This window comes from Pseudomonas wuhanensis, from assembly GCF_030687395.1.
Taxonomy (GTDB): domain Bacteria; phylum Pseudomonadota; class Gammaproteobacteria; order Pseudomonadales; family Pseudomonadaceae; genus Aquipseudomonas; species Aquipseudomonas wuhanensis.
In genome coordinates this window covers 1,164,155-1,186,654 of the sequence record NZ_CP117430.1, presented here as the reverse complement: position 1 = coordinate 1,186,654, position 22,500 = coordinate 1,164,155, and the positions used below count along the sequence as shown (strand labels likewise).

The 22,500-nt window shown below is 55.3% G+C and carries 22 protein-coding genes and 1 pseudogene; 10 read left to right on the top strand and 13 right to left on the bottom strand.

All coding sequences use genetic code 11. The annotated features are described in order from the left end of the window. Positions 1-67: 67 nt before the first annotated feature. The 7 genes from PSH88_RS05550 to rplM form a co-directional block, all read right to left on the bottom strand. Positions 68-481: a ClpXP protease specificity-enhancing factor gene (locus PSH88_RS05550; protein ID WP_123358158.1), complete on the bottom strand. Its 414-nt coding sequence runs from the start codon at positions 479-481 to the stop codon at positions 68-70. 16 nt (positions 482-497) lie between these two features. Continuing rightward, entirely contained in the window at positions 498-1,115 is a 618-nt protein-coding gene (locus PSH88_RS05545; RefSeq protein ID WP_007905304.1) for a glutathione S-transferase N-terminal domain-containing protein, read from the bottom strand. Between the two features lie 150 nt (positions 1,116-1,265). Further along, positions 1,266-2,048: a cytochrome c1 gene (locus tag PSH88_RS05540; RefSeq protein ID WP_217854450.1), complete on the bottom strand. Its 783-nt coding sequence runs from the start codon at positions 2,046-2,048 to the stop codon at positions 1,266-1,268. Then, a complete protein-coding gene (locus tag PSH88_RS05535; protein WP_305425264.1) occupies positions 2,048-3,259 on the bottom strand; it encodes a cytochrome b in 1,212 nt (403 codons plus the stop codon). Before PSH88_RS05535 ends, PSH88_RS05540 begins: the two co-directional genes overlap by 1 nt. Next, positions 3,259-3,852, bottom strand: a complete 594-nt coding sequence (gene petA, locus PSH88_RS05530) for a ubiquinol-cytochrome c reductase iron-sulfur subunit (protein WP_038981621.1) — start codon at positions 3,850-3,852, stop codon at positions 3,259-3,261. Before petA ends, PSH88_RS05535 begins: the two co-directional genes overlap by 1 nt. 267 nt (positions 3,853-4,119) lie before the next feature. Further along, the gene (rpsI, locus tag PSH88_RS05525) at positions 4,120-4,512 is read right to left on the bottom strand and encodes a 30S ribosomal protein S9 (RefSeq protein WP_002555064.1); all 393 of its coding nucleotides are present in this window, start codon (positions 4,510-4,512) and stop codon (positions 4,120-4,122) included. A 14-nt stretch (positions 4,513-4,526) separates the two neighbouring features. Then, entirely contained in the window at positions 4,527-4,955 is a 429-nt protein-coding gene (rplM, locus tag PSH88_RS05520) for a 50S ribosomal protein L13 (protein WP_007905295.1), read from the bottom strand. Between the two features lie 245 nt (positions 4,956-5,200). On the opposite strand from rplM, the gene PSH88_RS05515 reads away from it, so the two are divergent. Further along, positions 5,201-6,241: an NADP(H)-dependent aldo-keto reductase gene (locus PSH88_RS05515; protein WP_305425263.1), complete on the top strand. Its 1,041-nt coding sequence runs from the start codon at positions 5,201-5,203 to the stop codon at positions 6,239-6,241. A gap of 103 nt (positions 6,242-6,344) precedes the next feature. Here PSH88_RS05515 and PSH88_RS05510 read toward each other — a convergent pair whose 3' ends face one another. Continuing rightward, positions 6,345-7,481 (bottom strand): acyl-CoA dehydrogenase family protein, encoded by a 1,137-nt coding sequence (locus PSH88_RS05510; protein WP_305425262.1) that lies wholly within the window; start codon positions 7,479-7,481, stop codon positions 6,345-6,347. A 244-nt stretch (positions 7,482-7,725) separates the two neighbouring features. Between PSH88_RS05510 and PSH88_RS05505 the strand changes: the two genes are divergently transcribed. The 6 genes from PSH88_RS05505 (at position 7,726) to PSH88_RS05480 (ending at position 15,224) form a co-directional block, all read left to right on the top strand. Then, on the top strand, positions 7,726-8,622 hold the full coding sequence (locus PSH88_RS05505) for a GlxA family transcriptional regulator (RefSeq protein WP_173667540.1): 897 nt from the start codon (positions 7,726-7,728) through the stop codon (positions 8,620-8,622). A 266-nt stretch (positions 8,623-8,888) separates the two neighbouring features. Beyond that, positions 8,889-10,835, top strand: coding sequence for a flavin monoamine oxidase family protein (locus PSH88_RS05500; RefSeq protein ID WP_305426945.1), 1,947 nt, complete (start codon positions 8,889-8,891; stop codon positions 10,833-10,835). A 200-nt stretch (positions 10,836-11,035) separates the two neighbouring features. Next, on the top strand, positions 11,036-11,923 hold the full coding sequence (locus PSH88_RS05495) for a nitrilase family protein (RefSeq protein ID WP_305425261.1): 888 nt from the start codon (positions 11,036-11,038) through the stop codon (positions 11,921-11,923). A 16-nt stretch (positions 11,924-11,939) separates the two neighbouring features. Beyond that, on the top strand, positions 11,940-13,148 hold the full coding sequence (locus tag PSH88_RS05490; RefSeq protein WP_305425260.1) for a hypothetical protein: 1,209 nt from the start codon (positions 11,940-11,942) through the stop codon (positions 13,146-13,148). Between the two features lie 79 nt (positions 13,149-13,227). Then, positions 13,228-14,223, top strand: coding sequence for an asparaginase (locus PSH88_RS05485; protein WP_305425259.1), 996 nt, complete (start codon positions 13,228-13,230; stop codon positions 14,221-14,223). Between the two features lie 536 nt (positions 14,224-14,759). Next, positions 14,760-15,224 (top strand): hypothetical protein, encoded by a 465-nt coding sequence (locus PSH88_RS05480; RefSeq protein WP_305425258.1) that lies wholly within the window; start codon positions 14,760-14,762, stop codon positions 15,222-15,224. Between the two features lie 113 nt (positions 15,225-15,337). Here the strand turns inward: PSH88_RS05480 and PSH88_RS05475 are convergent, their stop codons facing one another. The 3 genes and pseudogenes from PSH88_RS05475 to PSH88_RS05465 all read right to left on the bottom strand — a co-directional run bounded on the left by PSH88_RS05475 (position 15,338) and on the right by PSH88_RS05465 (position 17,014). Beyond that, on the bottom strand, positions 15,338-16,294 hold the full coding sequence (locus tag PSH88_RS05475) for an HNH endonuclease signature motif containing protein (protein ID WP_305425257.1): 957 nt from the start codon (positions 16,292-16,294) through the stop codon (positions 15,338-15,340). A 100-nt stretch (positions 16,295-16,394) separates the two neighbouring features. Continuing rightward, positions 16,395-16,640, bottom strand: a pseudogene (locus PSH88_RS05470) (Tn3 family transposase); the annotation flags it as partial. 131 nt (positions 16,641-16,771) lie between these two features. Next, complete coding sequence (locus PSH88_RS05465; protein WP_305425256.1) at positions 16,772-17,014, bottom strand: hypothetical protein; 243 nt, start codon at positions 17,012-17,014, stop codon at positions 16,772-16,774. Between the two features lie 473 nt (positions 17,015-17,487). On the opposite strand from PSH88_RS05465, the gene PSH88_RS05460 reads away from it, so the two are divergent. Beyond that, the gene (locus PSH88_RS05460; protein ID WP_305483483.1) at positions 17,488-18,135 is read left to right on the top strand and encodes a hypothetical protein; all 648 of its coding nucleotides are present in this window, start codon (positions 17,488-17,490) and stop codon (positions 18,133-18,135) included. 102 nt (positions 18,136-18,237) lie between these two features. Here PSH88_RS05460 and PSH88_RS05455 read toward each other — a convergent pair whose 3' ends face one another. Together PSH88_RS05455 and PSH88_RS05450 are read right to left on the bottom strand one after the other, a co-directional pair. After that, a complete protein-coding gene (locus PSH88_RS05455; RefSeq protein WP_305483482.1) occupies positions 18,238-18,960 on the bottom strand; it encodes a hypothetical protein in 723 nt (240 codons plus the stop codon). A gap of 101 nt (positions 18,961-19,061) precedes the next feature. Continuing rightward, positions 19,062-19,589, bottom strand: a complete 528-nt coding sequence (locus tag PSH88_RS05450; protein WP_305425254.1) for a hypothetical protein — start codon at positions 19,587-19,589, stop codon at positions 19,062-19,064. 1,281 nt (positions 19,590-20,870) lie between these two features. Here PSH88_RS05450 and PSH88_RS05445 point away from each other — a divergent pair. Beyond that, a complete protein-coding gene (locus tag PSH88_RS05445; protein WP_305425253.1) occupies positions 20,871-21,068 on the top strand; it encodes a hypothetical protein in 198 nt (65 codons plus the stop codon). A gap of 30 nt (positions 21,069-21,098) precedes the next feature. Then, entirely contained in the window at positions 21,099-22,496 is a 1,398-nt protein-coding gene (gene gmtY / locus PSH88_RS05440) for a gamma-mobile-trio recombinase GmtY (RefSeq protein ID WP_305425252.1), read from the top strand. Positions 22,497-22,500: the final 4 nt, after the last annotated feature.

Sequence of the window (22,500 nt, the reverse complement as noted above, 5' to 3'; positions counted from 1 at the left end):
CTTCGCCGGCAAGCCTGGCTCCTAGGGAAGCAATAAAAAAGGCGATCCATTCGGATCGCCTTTTTTATTACTTCACCACCTTCAAACTCGGTCGACCGCTGGGACGCGGCGGCTCGCTGTCGGGTGGCGGAACATCATCATCCGGTTCGATCTCGTCCTCGTCTTCCAGAGGCGATTCCATATCGAACACCATGCCCTGACCGTTCTCCCGAGCGTAAATGCCCAGGATCGATGCGATAGGCACGTACAGGGTGTGCGGCACGCCACCGAAGCGCCCCTCGAAACTGACTGCCTCGTTGTCCATATGCAGATGACGCACGGCCGCCGGGGAAACGTTCAGGACAATCTGTCCGTCACTGGCAAAACCCTGAGGCACCTGCACCGATGGATACTCGGAATTAACCAGCATGTGCGGGGTGCAATCGTTGTCCACAATCCACTCGTAGAGCGCGCGGACCAGATAAGGTCGACTGGAGTTCATAGCGGCTCCTTAAGCCTTAGCGCATATCGCGTTCGACACCAGACAGACTCGCCTGGAAAGCCTCACGCGCAAACGAGCGCTCCATATAATCAAGCAGCGGCTTGGCAGGCCGCGGCAGTTCAATACCCAGAATCGGCAATCGCCAGAGTATTGGCAATAGGCAGCAATCCACCAGACTTTGTTCCTCACTGAGGAAAAACGGCTTGTCGGCAAACAACGGCGACACGCCTGTCAGGCTTTCGCGCAGCTCTTTACGAGCCACGACACGGGCTGCTTCCTTGGTCCGCGAATCCAGAATCAGATCCACCAGACCACACCAGTCACGCTGAATGCGATGAATCAGCAGACGGCTGTTGGCACGCGCCACAGGATAAACCGGCAGCAATGGCGGGTGCGGGTAACGCTCATCCAGATATTCCATCACCACGGTCGACTCCCACAACGCCAGGTCACGATCGACCAGGGTGGGCAGGCTTCCGTAAGGGTTCACCTCAATCAGTTTAGGCGGCTGGCGACCAGCCTCCACGTAAATGATCTCGGCGCTGACACCCTTCTCTGCAAGTACGATGCGCACTCGGTGGGAATAGTGGTCGGCGGGGTCGGAGTAACAGGCCAACCGATTGGTCACGCCCATGGCGGTCCTCCTCGCTTGTTGAAATTATCGGAAACGGAAAAACACGCGCGCCCAGAGGGCGCCTCCCGTAACGCCTGGATCACCAGACTCGTTACACCTTCAGAGACGCCCTTGGGCGCGCGCGATTAACAGCAATGGCTTACAGCTCTATCAATGGACGTCTTTCCAGTATTCACGCTTGAGCAAGTAAGCGAATACGAAGAAGAACGCCAGGTACAGCAACACATAGGTACCGATGCGCTGATGCTGCAGCTTCACCGGGTTGGCCGAGTAGGCCAGGAAGGTCACCAGGTTCTTGACCTTCTCGTCGAACTGCTCTTCGTTCAGCGTGCCGGTTTTCGGCAATACCGTCAGTTGATCGCAGGCTTCATGGGTCAAAGCGGTGCCGGTCAGCGGATCGTATTGCTTCTTGCCGTCTTCGACGATTTGAACTTGTTTACAGCCTACCACCTGACGCCCCTGCAGGCCGACCAGAACGTTAGGCATGCCGACGTTCGGGAACACCTTGTTGTTCACACCCCAAGGACGCGACGGGTCTTCATAGAAGGAACGCAGGTAGCCGTAGAGCCAGTCTGTGCCACGAACACGAGCCACCAGCGTCAGGTCGGGTGGCGCCGCACCGAACCAGGTCTTGGCGTCAGCCGGCTGCATGCCGATGTTCATGTGGTCACCGATCTTGGCGCCGGTGAACACCAGCTTCTCAAGCATCAGCTCGTGAGGAATGCCCAGGTCATCGGCAACACGCTCGTAACGCTGGAACTTGGCGCTGTGGCAGCCCATGCAATAGTTGGCGAACGTACGCGCGCCGTCCTGCATGGCAGCCTTGTCGGAAACGTCGATATCGACCTTTTCCAACTCCGGGCCACTCGATGTCGATGCGAAAGACAGTACAGGCATCGCCGCAAGAATCAGTACAGCAAATAGCTTTTTCATCAGCCAGTCACCCTTTCCGGAACCGGTTTGGTCTTCTCGAGCCTGGTGTAGAACGGCATCAGAATGAAGTAGGCGAAGTACAGGAAGGTACATACCTGCGACAGCAACGTACGGCCTGGAGTTGGAGCCAGAACACCCAACACACCCAGGATCACGAACGAGATGCAGAACACCCAGAGCCAGATCTTGCTCAGCCAGCCTTTGTAGCGCATCGACTTGACCGGGCTGCGGTCGAGCCATGGCAGGACGAACAGCACAGCGATGGCCGCGCCCATGGCGATAACGCCGAGGAGCTTGTCCGGAACCGCCCGCAGAATCGCGTAGTACGGGGTGAAGTACCAGACAGGGGCGATATGCTCAGGGGTCTTGAACGGGTTGGCCTGCTCGAAGTTTGGCTTCTCGAGGAAATAGCCACCCATTTCCGGGAAGAAGAATACGATCGAGCAGAAGATGAACAGGAACACCACCACGCCGACGATATCTTTCACGGTGTAGTACGGGTGGAAGGCAATGCCGTCCAGCGGTACGCCGTTTTCGTCTTTGTACTTCTTGATGTCGACGCCATCCGGGTTGTTCGAACCGACTTCGTGCAGCGCCAGAATGTGCACGACCACCAGACCGAGGATCACGATCGGCAGGGCAACCACATGCAAGGCGAAGAAGCGGTTCAGGGTAATACCGGAAATCAGGTAGTCACCACGAATCCACTGGGTCAGGTCGTTACCGATGACCGGGATCGCACCGAACAGCGAGATGATCACCTGGGCACCCCAGTAGGACATCTGGCCCCACGGCAGCAGATAACCCATGAAGGCTTCAGCCATCAGCGCCAGATAGATCAGCATGCCGAACACCCACACCAGCTCGCGCGGCTTCTGGTATGAACCGTAGAGCAGGCCACGGAACATGTGCAGATAGACCACGATGAAGAACGCCGAAGCGCCAGTGGAGTGCAGCAGACGCAGGATCGAGCCGTACTCGACGTCGCGCATGATGTATTCGACGGAAGCAAATGCTTCTTCCGCCGACGGGGTGTAGCTCATCGTCAGCCAGACACCGGTAACGATCTGGTTGACCAGAACGAGCAGCGCCAGGGAGCCAAAGAAGTAGAAGAAGTTGAAGTTCTTCGGGGCGTAGTACTTGCTGAGATGGTCTTCCCACATTTTGGTCGCGGGAAAGCGCGCATCAACCCAATCCATGAACTTGCTCATCACGCTTTCTCCGTATCGACGCCAATGACAATGACGTCATCGGTCTCATAGGAATGCGGGGGAACTGGCAGGTTCAAAGGCGCGGGTTGCGACTTGTAGACGCGGCCAGCCAAATCGTAGTGAGAACCGTGGCAAGGGCAGAAATAACCACCTACCCAATCCTTGCCCAGGTCTGCAGGTGCCACTTCTGGACGGAAAGTTGGTGAGCAACCCAGGTGTGTGCAGATACCGATCAGCAACAGAACTTCTGGCTTGATCGAACGCGTCTCCGGGTCGACATAGGTCGGTTGCGTCGAGTTCTTGGAGGTCGGGTCAGACAGCTGGCCCTCGATCTTTTTCAGATTCCCCAGGATTTCCTCCGTACGGCGGACAATGAACACCGGCTGGCCGCGCCACTCAGCAATCATTTGCTGACCTGGCTCGATTTTGCTGACATTCACTTTCACCGGTGCACCTGCAGCTTTCGCCTTGGCACTGGGAAACCATGACCCCACGAACGGGACCGCAGCCCCCACCGCTCCTGCAGCACCCACCACGGATGTGGCTGCTACCAAGAAGCGACGCCGGCCTGCATTCACGCCGTCATTGCTCATTCAGTCCTCTCCCATCAGCTTTGTGGCCTGTTAAATCAGGCGTCTACTAAGTAAAAATCTGAACTTATAAAAATTTTGCCGAATGGTAATGAAAAGCCCCAATTCTGACAAGGTAATTACCGAAGGGCTCCACTGCCAAGCCTTGCAGTATAGGGCCTCTGCGGATGTGGCAAGTTGTCACAGCACAATTCATTGATAAATCGCACCCATAAAAAAACGCCCAGCTTCGCGAGGAAACTGGGCGTTCTTTTTGAACGCGAAAGCGAATTAACGCTTCGAGTACTGCGGACGCTTACGCGCTTTACGCAGACCAACTTTCTTACGTTCAACTTCACGAGCATCGCGAGTAACGAAGCCAGCTTTGCGCAGAGCGCCACGCAGGGTTTCGTCGTACTGCATCAGTGCGCGAGTGATACCGTGGCGGATTGCGCCAGCTTGACCACTTACACCACCGCCGATCACGGTGACGTAGATGTCGAACTTCTCGACAGTCTCAGTCAATTCCAGCGGCTGACGAACTACCATGCGGGCAGTTTCGCGGCCGAAGAAATTATCCAGCGAACGGTTGTTGATGGAGATGTTACCAGTACCCGGACGCAGGAAAACGCGTGCGGTTGCGGTCTTGCGACGGCCAGTGCCGTAATTTTGAGTCGCCGACATAATGAACTATTCCGTTAAAACTTCAGTTCTTGGGGCTGCTGAGCAGTATGAGGGTGTACAGCGCCCGCATAGACTTTCAGCTTACGATACATGTCGCGACCCAGCGGGTTCTTAGGCAGCATGCCTTTGACCGCGGTCTCGATCACGCGCTCAGGGGCTTTAGCGATCAGCTTTTCGAAGTTGATCGACTTGATGCCGCCCGGGAAACCGGAGTGGGAGTAGTAGATTTTGTCGGTGGTTTTAGCACCGGTTACACGAATCTGCTCGGCATTGATAACGACGATGTAATCGCCGGTGTCAACGTGAGGAGTGTACTCAGCTTTATGCTTGCCACGCAGACGGCTCGCGATTTCGGTGGCCAGACGACCCAGGGTCTGACCTGCAGCGTCGACGACAAACCAGTCGCGCTGTACTGTTTCCGGTTTAGCAGTAAAAGTTTTCATTCTTTATAGCCTCAGGGGCCGCCCTGTAAATTAGACGGCGGATCTTACTGAATAGTGCGTACTTTGACAAGTCAAAGGCAGCCGGATACAGACGCTTTCGGGGGCTCGGGTCGGCGCGTCCGTTCAACGGCAAGATTCTTCGGCGGCGGCGCATCACTTCCACTGCAGAAAGAGGTGCGCAATTATGCAGATTGCGAAAAATAATTCAACCTGCTTTTATGATTGTTTTGCCCAAGGAGCACCCGATGGACTATCGCCAGCTAGGCCGTACCGATCTGAACGTGAGTGCAATCTGCCTCGGCACCATGACCTGGGGCGAGCAAAACAGCGAGGCTGAAGCCTTCGCCCAGATCGAACGGGCCAAGAGCGCCGGGATCAATTTCATCGACACCGCCGAGATGTACCCGGTGCCGCCCAAGGCCGAAACCTACGCCACCACCGAGCGCTACATCGGTAACTATTTCAAAAGTCGCGGCGATCGCCACGACTGGATCCTGGCGAGCAAGATCGCCGGCCCCGGCAACACCATCGACTATATCCGCGACAAAAACCTCAAACACAACCGCGAACACATCGTCCAGGCCGTGGATGCAAGCCTCAAGCGCTTGCAGACCGACTACATCGATCTCTATCAGTTGCACTGGCCGGAACGCAGCACCAATTTCTTCGGGCAACTGGGCTACAAGCACACGAGCGAAGTCAACCTCACGCCGCTGGAAGACACCCTCGAAGCACTGGACGAACAGGTCAAGGCCGGCAAGATCCGCCACATCGGCCTGTCCAATGAAACCCCGTGGGGCACCATGCGTTTCCTCGCCCTCGCCGAAGCCCGTGGCTGGCCGCGTGCGGTGTCGATCCAGAACCCCTACAACCTGCTCAATCGCAGCTTCGAAGTCGGCCTGGCGGAAATCGCCATCCGTGAACAGTGCGGTCTGCTCGCTTATTCACCACTGGCGTTCGGCTTCCTGTCGGGCAAATACGAAGGTGGCGCGCGTCCGCCCAAAGGTCGCCTGAGTCTCTACAGCCGCTTCAGCCGCTATTTCAATCCGCAATCGGAAGCGGCGTGCAGCCGTTATGTGGCACTGGCTCGTGAACACGGTCTGGACCCGGCGCAGATGGCACTGGCCTTCGTCACACAGCAACCGTTCGTCACCAGCAACATCATTGGCGCCACCACGCTTGAGCAACTGGACAGCAACATTGCCAGCTTCGAGCTGAAACTTTCCGACGAAGTGTTGGCGGGGATCGAGGCGATTCACCAGGATCAGCCGAATCCTGCTCCTTGATTGATCCATAGGCCCAATCGCGGGCAAGCCACGCTCCCACAGGAAATCACAAACCTGTGGGAGCGTGGCTTGCCCGCGAAGGCGTCCGCCCAGTCACTGCAAATTACAGCGACCGAGCAATAATCTCCTTCATGATTTCATTGGTCCCGGCATAAATCCGCTGCACCCGCGCATCCGCCCACGCCCGGGCGATCGGGTATTCCCACATGAAACCGTAACCGCCATGCAACTGCACGCACTCGTCGAGCACCTTGCATTGCAGGTCGGTGCCCCAGTACTTGGCCATGGCCGCTGTCGGCACGTCGAGCTTGCCTTGCAGGTGCAGTTCGAGGCAGCGATCGACGAAAACCCGGCCGATCTGGATTTCGGTCGCCATTTCAGCGAGTTTGAAGCGGGTGTTCTGGAAGTCGGCGATGGCCTTGCCGAACGCCTTGCGCTCACGGGTGTAATCCAGCGTCCATTGCAACGCCGCTTCGGCTGACGCCAAGCCGCCCACCGCCACCGTCAGACGCTCCTGCGGCAATTCCTGCATCAGGTAAGCGAAGCCCATCCCGGCCTGACCCAGCAGGTTTTCCTTGGGCACCCGAACGTCCTGGAAGAACAGCTCCGAGGTGTCCTGAGCTTTCATGCCGACTTTTTCCAGACGCTTGCCCTTGGCGAAGCCCGGCGTATTGGCTTCTACCAGAAACAGACTGGTGCCCTTCGCCCCCGCCTTCGGATCGGTCTTGGCCACAACGATCACCAGGTCCGCCAGGAAGCCATTGGTGATGAAGGTCTTCGAACCGTTGATCACGTATTCGTCACCCTCCAGCACCGCGGTGGTTTTCACCCCTTGCAGGTCGGAACCGGCACCCGGCTCGGTCATGGCAATCGCGGTGACCATCTCGCCAGACACCAATTTGGGCAGGTATTTGTGTTTCAGCGCTTCACTGCCGTAATGCAGGATGTAAGGCGCAACAATGTCCGAATGAAGAGAAAAGCCGATGCCAGTCAGCCCCAGACGGCCGACCTCCTCGATCACCACCGCACTGTAGAGAAAGTCTGCCCCCAGCCCGCCGTATTCTTCCGGTAGATGCGAACAGAGCATCCCCGCCTCCCCCGCCTTGTTCCAGAGTTCACGGTCGATATAGCCTTGTTTTTCCCATTGCCCATGGAACGGCACGGCCTCTTTTTCGAGGAACGTTCGCACGCTGTCGCGAAAAAGTTCGTGCTCGGAGCTGAACAAGGTTCTGGGGATCATGCGGCACCTGTCGTTATTGTTAGGCGGAATTGACCTTTAGAGACTAAGCCTCGCTTCCGATACAGGACACTGGACACATCCGACAAAAAATAAGACGATCCAGCCGTCTGGTGACCACTTTCCCCTATAAGAATAAAGTTGAATTATGTCTAACAAAGTCTCCACGCCCTTGCGGCGCGTCAGCATCCTGGCTATCGACCGGGTTTTCGCTTCCACCCTCATGCAAGCCAAGGATTTCTTCCATCTGGCCAGCCTGCGCTATGGCAAACAACTGGGCCACGGCCTGACACCGGCGTTTGAAACCCGGCTGGTCAGCCCCGACGGCAAACCGGTGAACAGCTTCAGCGACGTAATCATGCCGGTGGACGGCGGCCTGGAAAATGCCGACGTCATCATCCTTCCCGCCTTCTGGGACGATTTCGATACCCTCTGCAAACGTTATCCACAGGTCCTGCCGTGGCTGCGTCAGCAGCATGCACGCGGTGCCGTGTTGTGTGGCGAGGCCACCGGCGTGTTCTGGCTGGCCGAGGCCGGGTTGCTCGATGGCAAGGAAGCGACGACCTACTGGCGTTTCTTCAATGCGTTTGCCGAGCGCTTCCCGCAGGTTCAGCTCAATCAGGATAAACACCTGACCGACGCCGACAACCTGTATTGCGCCGGCGGCACTACCTCGGCCTGCGATCTCTACATCTACCTGATCGAGCGCTTTTGCGGCGCCAACGTGGCCCAGGCCGTGGCCCGCGACATTCTTTACGAAGTGCAGCGCAGCTATGCGCCGGGGCGGATCGGTTTCGGCGGGCAGAAATTGCACCAGGACGTGATCATCCTGCAGATCCAGCATTGGCTCGAAGAACACTTCGCCGATAAGTTCCGCTTCGAAGACGTGGCCCGCGAACACGGCATGAGCATCCGCAACTTCATGCGCCGCTTCCAGACCGCCACCGGCGACAAACCGCTGCATTACCTGCAGCGACTGCGCATCGAGACGGCCAAGGGCTTGTTGTCCGGCAGCCGCAAGAGCATAAAGACCATCAGCTATGAAGTTGGTTACGACGATGCAAGCTTCTTCGCCCGGCTGTTCCGCCAGCACACGGAGTTGTCGCCGAACCAGTATCGGCAGCAGTTCCAGCAGGCGGCGTAGCTCTGGAGAACAACACAAATCAACTGTGGGAGCGGGCTTGCTCGCGAAAGCGGTCTGACATTCAAACTTGATGACGACTGACACACCGCTTTCGCGAGCAAGCCCGCCCCCACACTAAGTTTTGCGCGCGCAGGTTTTTCGCAATGCATTTTTCCTACGCAAAAAGCGGAATACAGAGCGCCGGAGCACTCGATTCTGCTCACATACTCCGCCCCTTAAAAGCTTCAACATCGTTCCCTGAAAAACAACATCAGGGAAGATCAACAGTGACGATCGGATCAAGCTACAACTACCCGTCATTCGTAGCCAGGGAAGCTGCTCGAACCAAGCGCTCGGCTAAAAGCAAATGGGCGGCTCGCTTTCCAAATCCACCAGACTTGTGCTTCGATTATCGGGCACTGGCTGAACAGGAAAACGGCATCGCCAAGGCAACTGACCCGCAACATAAAATCTGCATTATTGGCGCCGGTGTCACCGGACTGACTGCCGCCAGAGAACTTTATCGTTGCGGGTTCACCCATATCACCCTCATAGAACAATCCAGACGTATTGGCGGCAGGCACTTGACCATTCCTGGAAGCCCGCATTCGCCGATGAGCCATACACCGTTTGAAATGGGAGCCATGCGCATGCCCTTCTTCAACCGGACGGACGAGCCTCCGACAGAGGGCCGGTCGCTGATGGCCTACTACGCCAAGGCGTTTGATTTGGCGTTTTCAGATTTTGCCAATCCCGGAAGCCAATGGGTCACCTCGACAGGCATCTATCTGCGAGAAGGCAGCATGGGCGGCGCACCGACTCCGCAGATGCTCATCTGGAAAAATGACGACGGCCAGACCCCCCCTCCGGGCGAGGAACTGCAAAAGGTTTATGCCAAGTGGAAAGCCTTTGCCGATCGTATGACCCTGCACGTCGCAGAGGTTTATGCCAGTCCGGAATGGGAAGTCATGTGGGCCGCCATCGTCGAAAAATACGAGAGTATTTCGTTTCGCGACCTGGTCAGCATGCCCGCCGTGCAAGCCTGGGATGAACGCTCGCCAGGGGACTTTGGCGGAATGGGAATGTCCGCAGAAGAGTCCGCGATCTTCTATGCCATTGGCATCGGCGACGGTAGCTGGGGAGCCTTTTACGATGTGTGCTCTCTCTACCCGCTGCGCACGGCCATTTTTGGGTTCAGCAGCCAGCTGCAACTGATCCAAGGTCGGGTGGACTCATTGGGCGATCCGCTAGATTCACCCTACCTGCAAAGCGAAGCCGTTTTTGACTCGATGGGGCTGAGTTTCGACAAGCCCCGCTACATCGGTCTTGCAGCATTGGACGAATGCCTGCTGTTCATGAAAACCGACGAGACCGGAAAGTCCTTCTACGAACACTGCCGGGAAAGAAACAACGGTTTGCTCACGGACTCATCCGTTACAAAACTTAAAAAACTGACCAACCAGAAAACACGCGTCTATTTCAACTGGAAACACAGCCATCCCGAGCAAACCCAGGAGCACTTCGATGACTTCGACTCGGTCATCATGACCCTGCCCTCCTGGCTGATTGAAACTCGCATCAAGCTGGAAAACTTCACACCGCAGATGCTGCCTTTCGAGACAATCAATGCCTATAAAACGGCGCACTGGGAAACCAGTTGCAAGGTCTTCGCACCGTTAAAAAAATCCTTCCTTTCGAAAAACAGCAAAATCCCGCAAGCCATCGTCACTGACAGTTTTATCCACGACGTCTACACCTACCGCTACAACGACAACTACAGCTATGACTGCATCCTTTTAAGTTACACATGGGAGGATGACGCCACCAAACTCGCCTCATTCACCGACAAGGAACTGGTACGCAAATGCGCTAAAGAGCTGGACCGGATCCTTATGAACTCCACCAATATTCAGGAGAAGATTTCTCCCTATATCAGCCTTGATCAAGCCGTGGTCCAACGCTGGATAACCGATAAAAATGCGCTGGGTTGTGCAAAGTTATACCGGCCTGGCACCTACTACGATGCCGTCGGCCTGATGAAGTACAACCGGGACTTCGCGCATGTTTCAGGTCTGTATTTTTCCGGCGAGTCGTTTTCGGTCGACGCCGGCTGGACGGAGCCTTGCTTTCGGGGCGCCGTCGATGCGGTCATTCATATTTGCAACAAAACCGCTGCGGCCTTCAATGGCGGTTTTTCCATGAGCGACTATCCGCACTATAAAGTCGGAACTTGATCACCATCCCCTGCCCAAGAGCCATGTGCGACATGCACTGGCTCTACCTGCGTCCCCGCCCACCAAGCGCCTCGCCCATTCATCTTGGGATATGGACTACAACCTAAACGGAAGTGGCTGACTTACCTCCTGCCCCTGTTTCACCTCTTATGAACACGCAATTTAACCGCGTGAATAACAATAAAAAGAGGTTTTCGGGAATGAACGAGCCAACAAGCCCTGTTCGTGTAGCAGTCGTGCAATTCGATCCACAAGTCGGCATGGAGAATCGTGAAAACAATCTGCGTCGCAGCCTGGAACTCGCCCTGGAGGCGGTGAACGGCGGAGCGAATCTCATCGTTCTGCCCGAGCTTTCAAGTACAGGTTATTTCTTCAGTAATCGGCAGGATGCGTTCGAGCATTCGGAGTCGGTTCCCGGCGGGTCGAGCGTGCAAAGCTGGATGGACTTCGCCCACCAGCACCAGGTCTATCTGGTCGCTGGTTTGACAGAACGCGACGGCATGCGCCTGTTCAACACTGGCGTTCTGGTCGGGCCTGACGGTTTTATCGGCAAGTATCGAAAAGCTCATTTATGGAATCTGGAGAAATTATGGTTCACGCCGGGCGATCTGGGCTTCCCGGTTTTCGACACCCCGATAGGCCGTATAGGCTTGTTGATCTGCTGGGATATCTGGTTTCCAGAAGTACCGCGCATCCTGAGTCAACAAGGCGCGGACATCATTTGCAGCCTGAACAACTGGGTCTGGACCCCGCCACCTCTGTTCGATGACGCCGGCAAGTGCATGGCTTCGTACCTGACGATGACGGCAGCTCACGTTAACAACGTGTTTATTGCTGCGGCGAGTCGGATTGGTGAAGAGCGAGGTGCACGCTATCTGGGCTGCTCGTTGATCGCGGGCACCAATGGCTGGCCGATTGGCGCAGTGGCTTCAGCAGACAAGCAGGAAATCCTGTTTGCCGATGTCGACCTCACCAGCTCGCGCAGCGCGCCCATCTGGAACAACCTGAACGATTTGCATCGCGATCGTCGAGCCGATCTCTACGATCAAATGCTCGGTTATACCCAGCATCCTAGTCTGCCGCGCTGATCAGGGGGCATGACTGATGGATACCACAAACGAAAAATCAGCAAACCGGCTTGCTGCCAGGTCACCGTTGGATATTGCGGTTATCTGGCTGATGCTCGGCACGGCATTGCTGATCATCTGGCTTTCATTCACCTACCGCTCATCCTGGTCAGCCCATTGGCCAGACTACAGTCACATGGTATCGAGCCTCCCGGAGCCAAGTGCCTGGTTGCGCTGGGTGCTGGGGGACATCAGCGAGGTTGCGTTTTACAAACACGAGTTCGCTTCGGTCGGGCTTCTGGCTGGAGCCTATCTGGCCTACTGGGCGAATCGAACGGGGAAAACCTGGCAAGGCTTTACCATTTGCTATGGCAGCGGATTATGGCTATGGCTCATCACCAGCTCGTTGCTTGGATTGTTGCTGAGTAATTTGCTGTGGGGATGGACGGTCACGGCCACGAGTTGGCAACCCACGTTTGCAGCCTTCGTTTCGTTGCCGGCGGCGATGGTGCTGATGTTTGGCGGCGGCTGGAAGGTCACGATCAATGGCGCAATCATGGGCGCCGTGTTAGTCACCCCAATGTGTTTGCTGATCGTCAACTACGTCTGCAATCCAATGGGCTTGCCAGCCGTAATTGGCAATGTCTCGGGTATGGCAATCGCCAGCGTCGGCGCGTTTCTGCTCTGCCGTTACCTGCCGAGCCTGGTGAAGTCCGACTCACCCGAGAAGCCATCGGAGTCGCCGTCCGCATCCGCCATCACCAAGACACCTGACTACGGCGTCTTCTGGAGTCTGCGCCGGATTTTGGCGGACTTTTCGGAAGCGCCATTCTTTGGCAATGAATGGGCCAGCCTCGGCTTGATCGTGGGGGCCTTGCTGGCTTACACCTTGAACCCGACGAGCCCGGTGTACGGCACGGGCTTGCTGCCACAACTGATCGCCGCGCAGGCGTTGACCTCGGCGTTAGGGGTGGTGATCTGGCGTCGGCAATGGATGTTGCGCGGCTGGTATCCCACTTACGTTCCGCTGGTGTCAGTCGTGCCGGCAGCCGTTCTGACGTACGGCGGCAGTTGGCAGGTCATCGCCTCAAGCGCATTGCTGGGGGCACTGATTGCGCCACCACTGGCGTGCGCAATCGCCAAGCGGTTGCCGGCCGACATGCATCCCTTCATCGGTAATGTCCTGTCTATGGCCATCAGTACTCTGCTCATCATTCCGTTTATCGGACTGCTGATAGCCGACTGACAAATGCCGCCATCGGGCTGTATCACGGACTCAGCTCCGGATACAGCCGACTTCTCATCACAAGCAAGTGAGGTATCACATGGACCAGCCCAAACTGGCCATCGCGGCGCTCGGCGGTACAGTGAGCATGCAAGCCAGGAACGCCGAAGAAGGTGTTTTCCCGACCATCAGCGGCGAAACCCTGCTGACCTCCGCACCGCAAATAATGACATTGGCACGGGTCACCGTTGAGACTCTCGGGCTGCTGCCAAGTGCTTCACTGGATTTCGAATTCTTGCTGAGCGTCCTTTCCTGGGCAAATTTCCAAATCAAGCAAGGCGCAGTGGGTGTTGTCATCACTCAGGGAACTGACACCCTTGAAGAAACAGCAACATTTTTCGACCACTTGTGGGACCACGACGAACCGCTGGTGCTGACTGGTGCCATGCGTTCGGCTGCCCAGACGGGAGCCGAGGGCCCGGCGAATCTGTTGGATGCTTGCCGAGTCGCATTGGCTGAAAACAGCCGTCGGCGAGGCGTCCAAGTGGTCATGAACGGACAAATTCACCAAGCGAGCGTCGTCCGCAAAACCGATTCTTTGGCGCTGCAGGCGTTTTCCTCTCCCATCTTTGGTCCGGCAGGCATGCTGGTAGAAGAAACCGTCCGTTATCTACGCCAACCGGCCCAACGGAGGGTCTTACCCTTGCCAAAAAAAACCACTCAGAAAATTGCTCTGCTGCAAGCGACGCTTTCTGCTGACACCCTGTTATTGGAAAACATCCTTGAGCTGGGCTACGACGGGCTGGTGATCTCCGCTTTCGGCGCAGGACACCTCTCAAAGAGTTGGGCTGACATCGTGGAAAAAATCGCAGAAAGAATCCCCGTCATCATCGCGACCCGGACCGGTTCTGGCTCCACCGCACAATCTTCATACGGTTTTATGGGTAGCGAAATGGATCTGATCCGTAAAGGTGCATCGATGGCTGGCTTTCTCTGCCCGCGCAAAGCCAGGATTCTGCTTTGGCTGCTCATGGGCTGCCAGCGACAAGCTGAGCTGGCGCGCTACCTCAAAGAGGACATTCGATTTCAAAATTGACGTACACAAAAAAGGCCTGCATTGCTTATTCCCCCCACCGGGGAATACATAGTTAGGGCTTTTTCAGGCAGTTACTGCATCAGTACCCCTCTTTGAGGGGTATTTTTTTATCCGCAAATGTGAAAGCTATACCATGATTCGGCATGGTATGTAGGCGAGATTTAGTCCTATGCATGGTCACGTTGTGCTCCACAGCAAAGTCTGCAGGTTCCGGCGCAGTTATCCGTATGTACGAATCAATAGGGGAGCCTACAGAATTCGGAAAAAATCGTACGCTAAGGTTTTTCAGGCAGCGGCTGCATAATTGCACGGACTTGACCACCCATTTGCATTGCCGTTGACCAGTCAATTGCATTCGCGCTGACCAACCGTTTGCATTCGACTTGACCAGCATGTGGTAGTGACGACCGGCAGAGAACGGCCAGGAGCAGACCTACGGAATAATGTGCTGAACTCTGCATCACCCAGACTACGAATGCGAGAAAGCCTTGGAACCTAATTCAACGCCTGACCCGATCGAAACAGCTGGACAACTGATGGCACGTCAAGAGGCGATGCAAGCTGAGGCTGCATTGTTACTCGGACAGATGCTCTTCGCGTTCTCATACATCGATGTGAATTTAGGGCTCTGCTTGGCGTGGTTGGACAACGGCACAAAGTTGGAAACTTTATCGAAATCGATCGAAGGGCAGAACATCCATACGAAGCTCGAAACGCTTTCGACCCAAGTTGCAGAGAGGTTACCCGCCGGCTCCAAACGCCGTGCGGCCTATGAACGATGGATTGAGCATATGCATGCCGCTCGGGTGCGGCGCAATCAGATGGCCCACGGTCGATGGGGCGTCGAGGCGCACCGTCACAAGATCGTCAATGTCATTGGACTTCCCTCCGGTGCGCAGCAATGCATTGAATACAGCCTTGAGGAATTGGCCGTGTTCAACAAAGAGTTGTGTGCATTAGAGCGAGAGCTAGCCAGGCTACGAACACACTGGCCCCTCTAGGTGGCTCACCTGAAAGAGGCGGAAATGGGTGGTCAAGTCTGTGCAATTACGCAGCGGCCCTGCCACGAGACGTAATCGCCGAGCACGATAGGGGCCTCCCACTGCAAAGTGGTTCAGCCGAACCTCTTGGCATATGTAAGTAGCTGCTTGTTGAGTTCATCCGCATCTGGCGCATAGTGCGCTTCGCGGTGACAGCACGGGCACAGGGCCACGCAGTTGTATACACGGTCTGATTTCTCGGCCCCTAAGATGTGATGAACATCCAGGAAGCCAGGGAATTCCCGGCGCTTGCCACAATCCTCACGCTCGCACGCAAACCCAGCCCTTTCGAGTACAGCTCGACGTACATGCGGATCGCGACGAACCTCCGAGCGAAGCACGGGCACGCGCTCGCCTTCATCTCGACCCAAAGACGAATAGTACGGCGCCGGGCAGTCGTCGTAGGTATCGTCGACCACTACATGGGGAGTGAGCTTGGCTAAATCGATCACACCCGGCCACTGCCACAGTGCGTCGGCCACCTCGTGTCCGTCAGGTGTCCGGTCATCCTGTAACCACAGAGTCGGGCTGGTGCCGTTCTGAGCATGATTCTTCTTGGCTCGTCCCTTCAACTCACGGCGTTGCAGGTCATCGCTGACTTCGCGCTGGCGGCTCCAGATGGCATGGAGGCTTTCGATAGGAATGAGCGCGGCAAAGATAATGGCGCCTTCGTCACGCTGCACGAGCAAATTGTGAGTGAGCCCGCGCTTCGTATCTCTCGTTGTGATGTGCTCCAGCGTCGCATCCCATCCACCTTTCCGCAGATGCGCCGCCAACTGAGCCGCTGCGTATTTCTTCTCGTTGGGATTTCGTCCATCGCGCCGCCAGCACAGTCGGACGCGCATGCTCAGTACCTGGCCATCGGGAGTGCGGAGACTGATGAACTGCTGAATGGCCACGCCCGTTCGTTTTCGCTCGTCGTCAATGACAACGTAGCCTCGATCGTTCAGGAATGGTGCGAGTGCATCTCTGGATAACTTTTCCGCCGCGTGACTTTCCGGCCCTCGGAAAAGGCGATCTCCTTTCGACATTTTGACACCCCTGCTGTTGATCTATGACGAAGCCATGCCGAGATAAAGGAAAAATTCACTCATTTGGTTCGTAACTAGCTGTTTTTAGCGTAGTTATTACTTATAGCTTTCGCAGTGGTCGGTATTTCCCGTCTTCCAGCCGGCGACTCTGCCGCCAGACGTAATCGCCAGTCAGATTGATGTGCTCCCAGCCCAGCGGCGACAGGTACTGATACAGGTCGGTATTCACCGGCTTTCCGGTGTCAGCCAGCCCCTGGGTGGCCCGTTCCAGGTAGACCGTGCCCCACAGTACGATAGCAGCTGTTACCAGGTTGAGGCCGCTGGCCCGGTAGCGCTGCTGCTCAAATATCTACCTGCTGCGCCTGTGGCACACACGTGAGGATCGTAGCGGATGACACGAAGAAAACGACTCTAAAACAATTACATACAGCGCCAATGTCCTAAATTTCCTTTATCTCGGCATAACCGCTAGTCCGCTCAATCATACCCAGCACGCGCATCGGCGATGTATTGAAGTGCGTCGGCCTTGCGCTCAGCCGAGCAGTCGGCGTGCTTCACCAGCGTCTCACAAAAGCCATAGTCTGCATTGGCCAGGGCGCGTAGCAGACCCGTGCACAAAAGAACTTCATCGTCGTAATCGTCCTGCAACCGCTGATACTGCGCTTTCAACTCGGTAAAACGCGCTTCTAGCTGTTCGGAGGGGTTCTCGATATCGGCCATGTCGTGGGGATTCCTTTCAGTACTACACGTTGGTTGCGAACACATTGACCGATTCAGTATAGGCCACAGCCCGTGGGCCTTCGGGAGCCAGGCGGATGGAGGTGGGTGAACTCTGGATCTGGCCCGCCGCTAGAGTCTGAAACCTTAGCGTACGATTATTTCCGAATTCTGTAGGCTCCCCAATACTGACTGTGCCTTGAGTGCTCGGCTGGGAGTGACCTCTTATGCCTTGTAAGCAGACGTCGTGAGATACCGGCATGCACGGTCCAGTTCGGCCAAAAGCGAACCATGGAGATGCTTCGCAGCGAGCAGTAACGTGCGTGCAAATCATGTCGCTCTTCTCGCAGCCCCTCTTTCGTATTTCCGATTCGACACCCAAACCATAGAGTTGCGGGTGAGCATGGGGCATGATCAGATACAAATGGCGAAAAGCCTTACGCCACTTTTGTCGTTTGCTTAATGTAAGGACGCTCATGGCGCATAAGACGAAGGTTCCGAATTTTGAGGCAAATCGGTTTGTCGATGTGTCGCATGGTTTCGTGCTGCCACCCAAACCAAAGGGTTGGCCTCGACAATTTCACTCGGTAAAGCATTGCATCGAGTCGGCGATACACATGGCGAGCCAGATTGAGCTAATCGACGATTCCCCAACTTCGTTCCGCCCAGACCAAGTCAGAGGGGCTTACTTTCGCGCATCACTAACCGAGCTTTGCCGAGTTGAAGATGTCACTAAGTTGCTTGGCCAACAGTTGTCATTCAAAACGAGTAGAGATCCATCTCTTCACGTCGTCAAGCTGCTGCGCAACTATCAGGTTCACATTGCATCAAGCCAGCTTGATGAGGGGCACACAGTCGTAGCACTGGCGGGAGAGCCAGCGGTTTACCGAAGTTTCATTACAGTGAACGTTAGTGCTGCCGAGCTTCGCAGGCTCGAGTCAGCGGGCACATACTCAGATAATCAACTGGAAGAGCTAGCAAGACTCTTTGAAGCGCAGCAGCGCAAGCTCGGTATTGTTCAGCTTCTCTACCATTTGGCAAAACGGGTAGAGGAGTTCGCAAAGTGCGCCCTGACACTACCTTCCATACGACGGCCGTCGGTAGCGCGTGAAGTTAGGAGTTAGCCAATGGCATATCCCATTCTTGGGGTAAAGCGAGTCCTGCGCTAAGGTCGAATGGTTTCCAGACCTGCGACTTCGTAGAGGTTGGGCTTCTTCAGATGTCCGCTAGAGCTCAAACCATTGATTGAAGTCGACATTGTCAATGACGAAAATTCGGTCCCAAAAATACTCGGCCTTAAGTTTCTCAATTCTCAGCAACTCCCTGATAGCAGACTGCTCAGAGCTATCGACTGCATGAGCGATATGATTGACTAGAACCAACCACCATTCATTATGTGTATGGCGCACAGGATCGACCTTGCAGGATTTCTCGATGATGAATTTTCGGATGTTACGTTCCATCTCCGAAATAACGAAACCTCCCGCTTGAAGGTCGACGTACCCACCAACAACGAGTTTAGAGTTGCCGACCGCACTCGCTGGGGAGATGTAAACTCTAAAATTAGGCAAACTGAGAAGCATAGTCCTTTCATTGGTCGGTGCTAGCAGAAAATTATCCAACGCATCTTTGACTTTCGGCTGCAACTGCTTCCATCGCCCAATTGGACGAGAGAACATATATCTCAGGAACCAGCTCTTTCCGTTTGTCGGAGGGCCAAAGCTGCCAGCGAGATTCAGCATTCCGTCATATAGCGAGTATTCCTTGTCCTCTAACCCCTCTGGGGGGGCATTTCCGAAGTTGTTTTCTTGATTGAGGCGACGCACTTCAACACCAATCACCCCGTTCACGCTAAAGTCGGGTGGATTATTTCCGTCAGGCTCAAACACGACGCTGGTATAGCCGATCGCCCTTAGGTATTCATTAACATGCTGTTCGGTCGGATCCATACATCTTCTTCCTGAGGTCGGTTTCATAGAAAGCTTACTTTGTCCGACGTATAAATAAGGTCATGCCGGGATAAGGCATGCCCCCAGCCAACCGACAAATATCATGGTTCAGCGGACTCCTTCTCTCGAATTTTCACGCGAATTCTATGACCACGCCCACCTCTGGCCGTGTAGAGGATGAGAAACAAATACCCATTCTTTGCCTTCTGCACGATGTCATCAGCCTGATCAACTAAGCCGACCCATTGATCTCCGATTTCAAAACGATATGGAATGCGTTGGGCTTGCGATGGTTCAGTGATGATGAAAGCCTCGGAGGGTTTCCGTCGGGTGACGTATGCGCGCCACCACGAATCAAAGTACATACCTCCCAAGTTTGTGATGGTGGTGGGTTGGTCACCGACATTCCATGCTGTTATGGATATGTATGTTTTCGGATCTTGAATTGGACCACCCAAGACCTTCATCCCAGTTGATGCGGATAAATCGATCTTTGCTCCAGAAGCTAGCCACTTGTATGCGTCCCATCCTAGAACGAAAGTAGAAACCACGGCTGCATAGGCAGCAATTCCAAGGGTCCATAATTCGTTTGGACTGAAAGCGTAAGGTGCTACGGAAGCCAAAGCCATTGCGATTTTTCCGTTGTGAGGATGCGGATTAAGCAGCGGTGAACTGCGACCACCTAACGATTAAGCTAAGGGGGCGGGCTTTAGCCCGTCCCAGCGAACGAAGTGAGCGATTTAAGCGCCTTGTTGGGCGTCACCTTCACGACTTCTCCTGCCCGTACCTGGACCAATGGGATGGTCGTGGAACACCGCCCGAGAATGCCTCATGGTATAGGCGGTGGACGTGTTCGCAGAGCTCCAAGATTTGATCAAGGGCCAGCGTTTCTTGCCACTCCCTGTCGATAAAAGTTATCACTGGGGATTTCCCTAATTGAAATGAGCCATGGGTAAGCGAGTTGCGGACGTGTTGGACCAAGGTATCCTCGCCACGTTTAATGCTACCGGCGCGATAGATATCTCGGAACGCCCGAAGTGGGGAGCTTTCTGGAACATCGTCCAAGCCCCGTTCAAGATGCTCGTTCCTCATGTAACAGAGGGTAGAAAAGACCATAAAGACTGCCGATGCTCTGAGGCGACCACCTCGAATCACTTGGGCAGGAATATCCGGAGGCCCTCGGAAATCAATATCTGGGTTGCTCAGATCATGACTTGCAGCTACGCATTGGAACGCTGTTTGGAACTTTGCGTTATCAATGCTCAGATTCTGTGTGAGAAGGCTAGCGCGTAGATGGTCATTCGACACCATCCGCAGGCGCTCAAGAAGTGGTGCGATGTCCATGAGTACTTCCTTGTGACGCCCAACTACTATTAGGCGACATTACTGTCGCATTTAAACGCGACAATAATGTCGTATAGAGTTCCTTGACACCCTGTAAGCCCTTGTTTTCCTAAGGGTGGCCACGGCGAACGCGACGCTATTTGAAGAGAAAAACGACACGAATGACAAGCCACGCGGGTAGATCAGTATAGGCGGCAAATCAAACAACGCAGCCAGCATGCCAGCATGCCAGCAGCTTTATTGGCCGCCGTTCTCTTCCTGTCGTCTCTTTTGCGTGCATTGGTCAGCCGGATGCAAACAATGGTCAGCACCAATGCAAATTCCTGGTCAGTGGAAATGCAACCTGGTGGTCATGTGCGATGCAATTACGCACAGCTAATGCGAGCCCGGCTACTCTCATCACCATCATTTGGCTCAATACCTGATTGCCTTCCACTACTCCCTTCATCTTCCTGAGCTGTGTCGGCGAGAGAGCTCTCGACGTTTCACTTCATTGCTTCGCCTTCGTGCGTCTTGTAACGTTAGCCAGCTTGGCGCCTCGCAACGTCATCGATTGGAGCAACGCAATGCCTACCAGCTACTACCTGGCGTGCCTCGAAACCCACCGTTATGTCTGGATTGGCACGCTTGGCGACACAACGTCCGCAGCAGGTGTCGACGCTGACCTCGTATCTAGTTTCTGCTTGGTGCATAGGGGTAAGGCGCTCATCGTGGTCAGCGAGACGCATCAGGTTGTTGAAGAAGGTCACGAATGGGCGATTTGACCTGCACATCGCGTAGATAGGGAAGGCCTAGTGTTTGTGACAGTCAAGGCTCGTGTTTACACCGACGCGACTGGCGTTTATACGGAGCTTCCAGCGTTAATGACGCCTGCTGGCGTGCTCGAACCGTTGCTTGATTACTTTCTCCATCGCAGCCACGACCGCAGCCTCATGTGGATGATCAAGGTAACTCGCTCATTGCGGATGTTCCTCGAATATCTGCAAGTTAATACAGCGGAGCGCGACACCTATCAACTGTTCCAGAACTTCGCTCAACGCCTATACACAGGGACATTTGACCGCAGCACGGGTCTTGACAGTAGCGGATTGTGTTGGGCTCCACGATCGCCGAAAGATGTCGCGCAAATCATCACCCACCTCACCGACTTCTTCGATTGGCTGGGCAACATGCTCCCTGAAGCCACAAAGGTGAATCCCCGCTATGAGGGCGGCGCCTTTGACCGTCAGATCGATGCGGCTGCCTACCAATACCGGCGTAACAAGGCATTCCTTGGTCATACCTGGGCGCAGAATGCGCCCCCCGAGACCGGACATCGGATGCGTAGTCGACGCTTGCCCAATGTGGAAAAGGGCGAGCCGCCGGCTTTCCCTGAAGAGTGCTTCGAGGAACTACTGTTAAACGGTTTTAACGCAGGCGGGCGCCGCGATTATCGCGGCATGCTGATTACATTGCTGCTACACGGCGCAGGCTTTCGGGAATCTGAGCCATTTCACCTCTACATTCAGGACGTTTTCCCGACCCCCTCGAACCCTGACCAGGCTAACGTTCTAGTTCACCACCCGAGTTATGGGGCTGGGCCTGCTGAATGGCGCGATGAAAGAGGAAAACCGCGTAAAGGTACACGAGCAGAATACCTTGCCCATCAGTATGGTCTCGTGCCACGCACTGACGTGCTTGATCGCCGCCACGCCGGCTGGAAGGGTGGTACGCACGATGGGCCTTATTACAAACAGGCGTACTGGTTCCTGCCCGAGTATGGGGAATGGTTCCAGCAGCTTTGGCAACGCTACCTCGAACAGATCGCATGTATTGAGCGCGACCACCCATTTGCCTTTGTCAACCTGAACCGAGAGCCTGTTGGAGCCATGTACACGCTGGCTCAATACAATAAGGCTCATGCCGCCGCCTGCAAGCGCATTGGACTCACAGTTAGCAAGGCTCTGGGCACGACACCACACGGCCACCGTCATGCTTACGGTCGCCGCCTGCGCAACGCCGACGTCGACAAGGCGCTCATCCGCCGCTTCATGCATCATGCCTCGCTGGAAAGCCAGGAAGTGTATACGCGGGCGAACACCCGCGAAGCCTTCGCGGCACTAGAGTCGGCCGCGCAGCGATTGCGGGACAAGTATCCCGGGCCACTCTCCAAGTCCGACCTATTGCTGGCTGATATCGAACTGAACAACTGAGAAC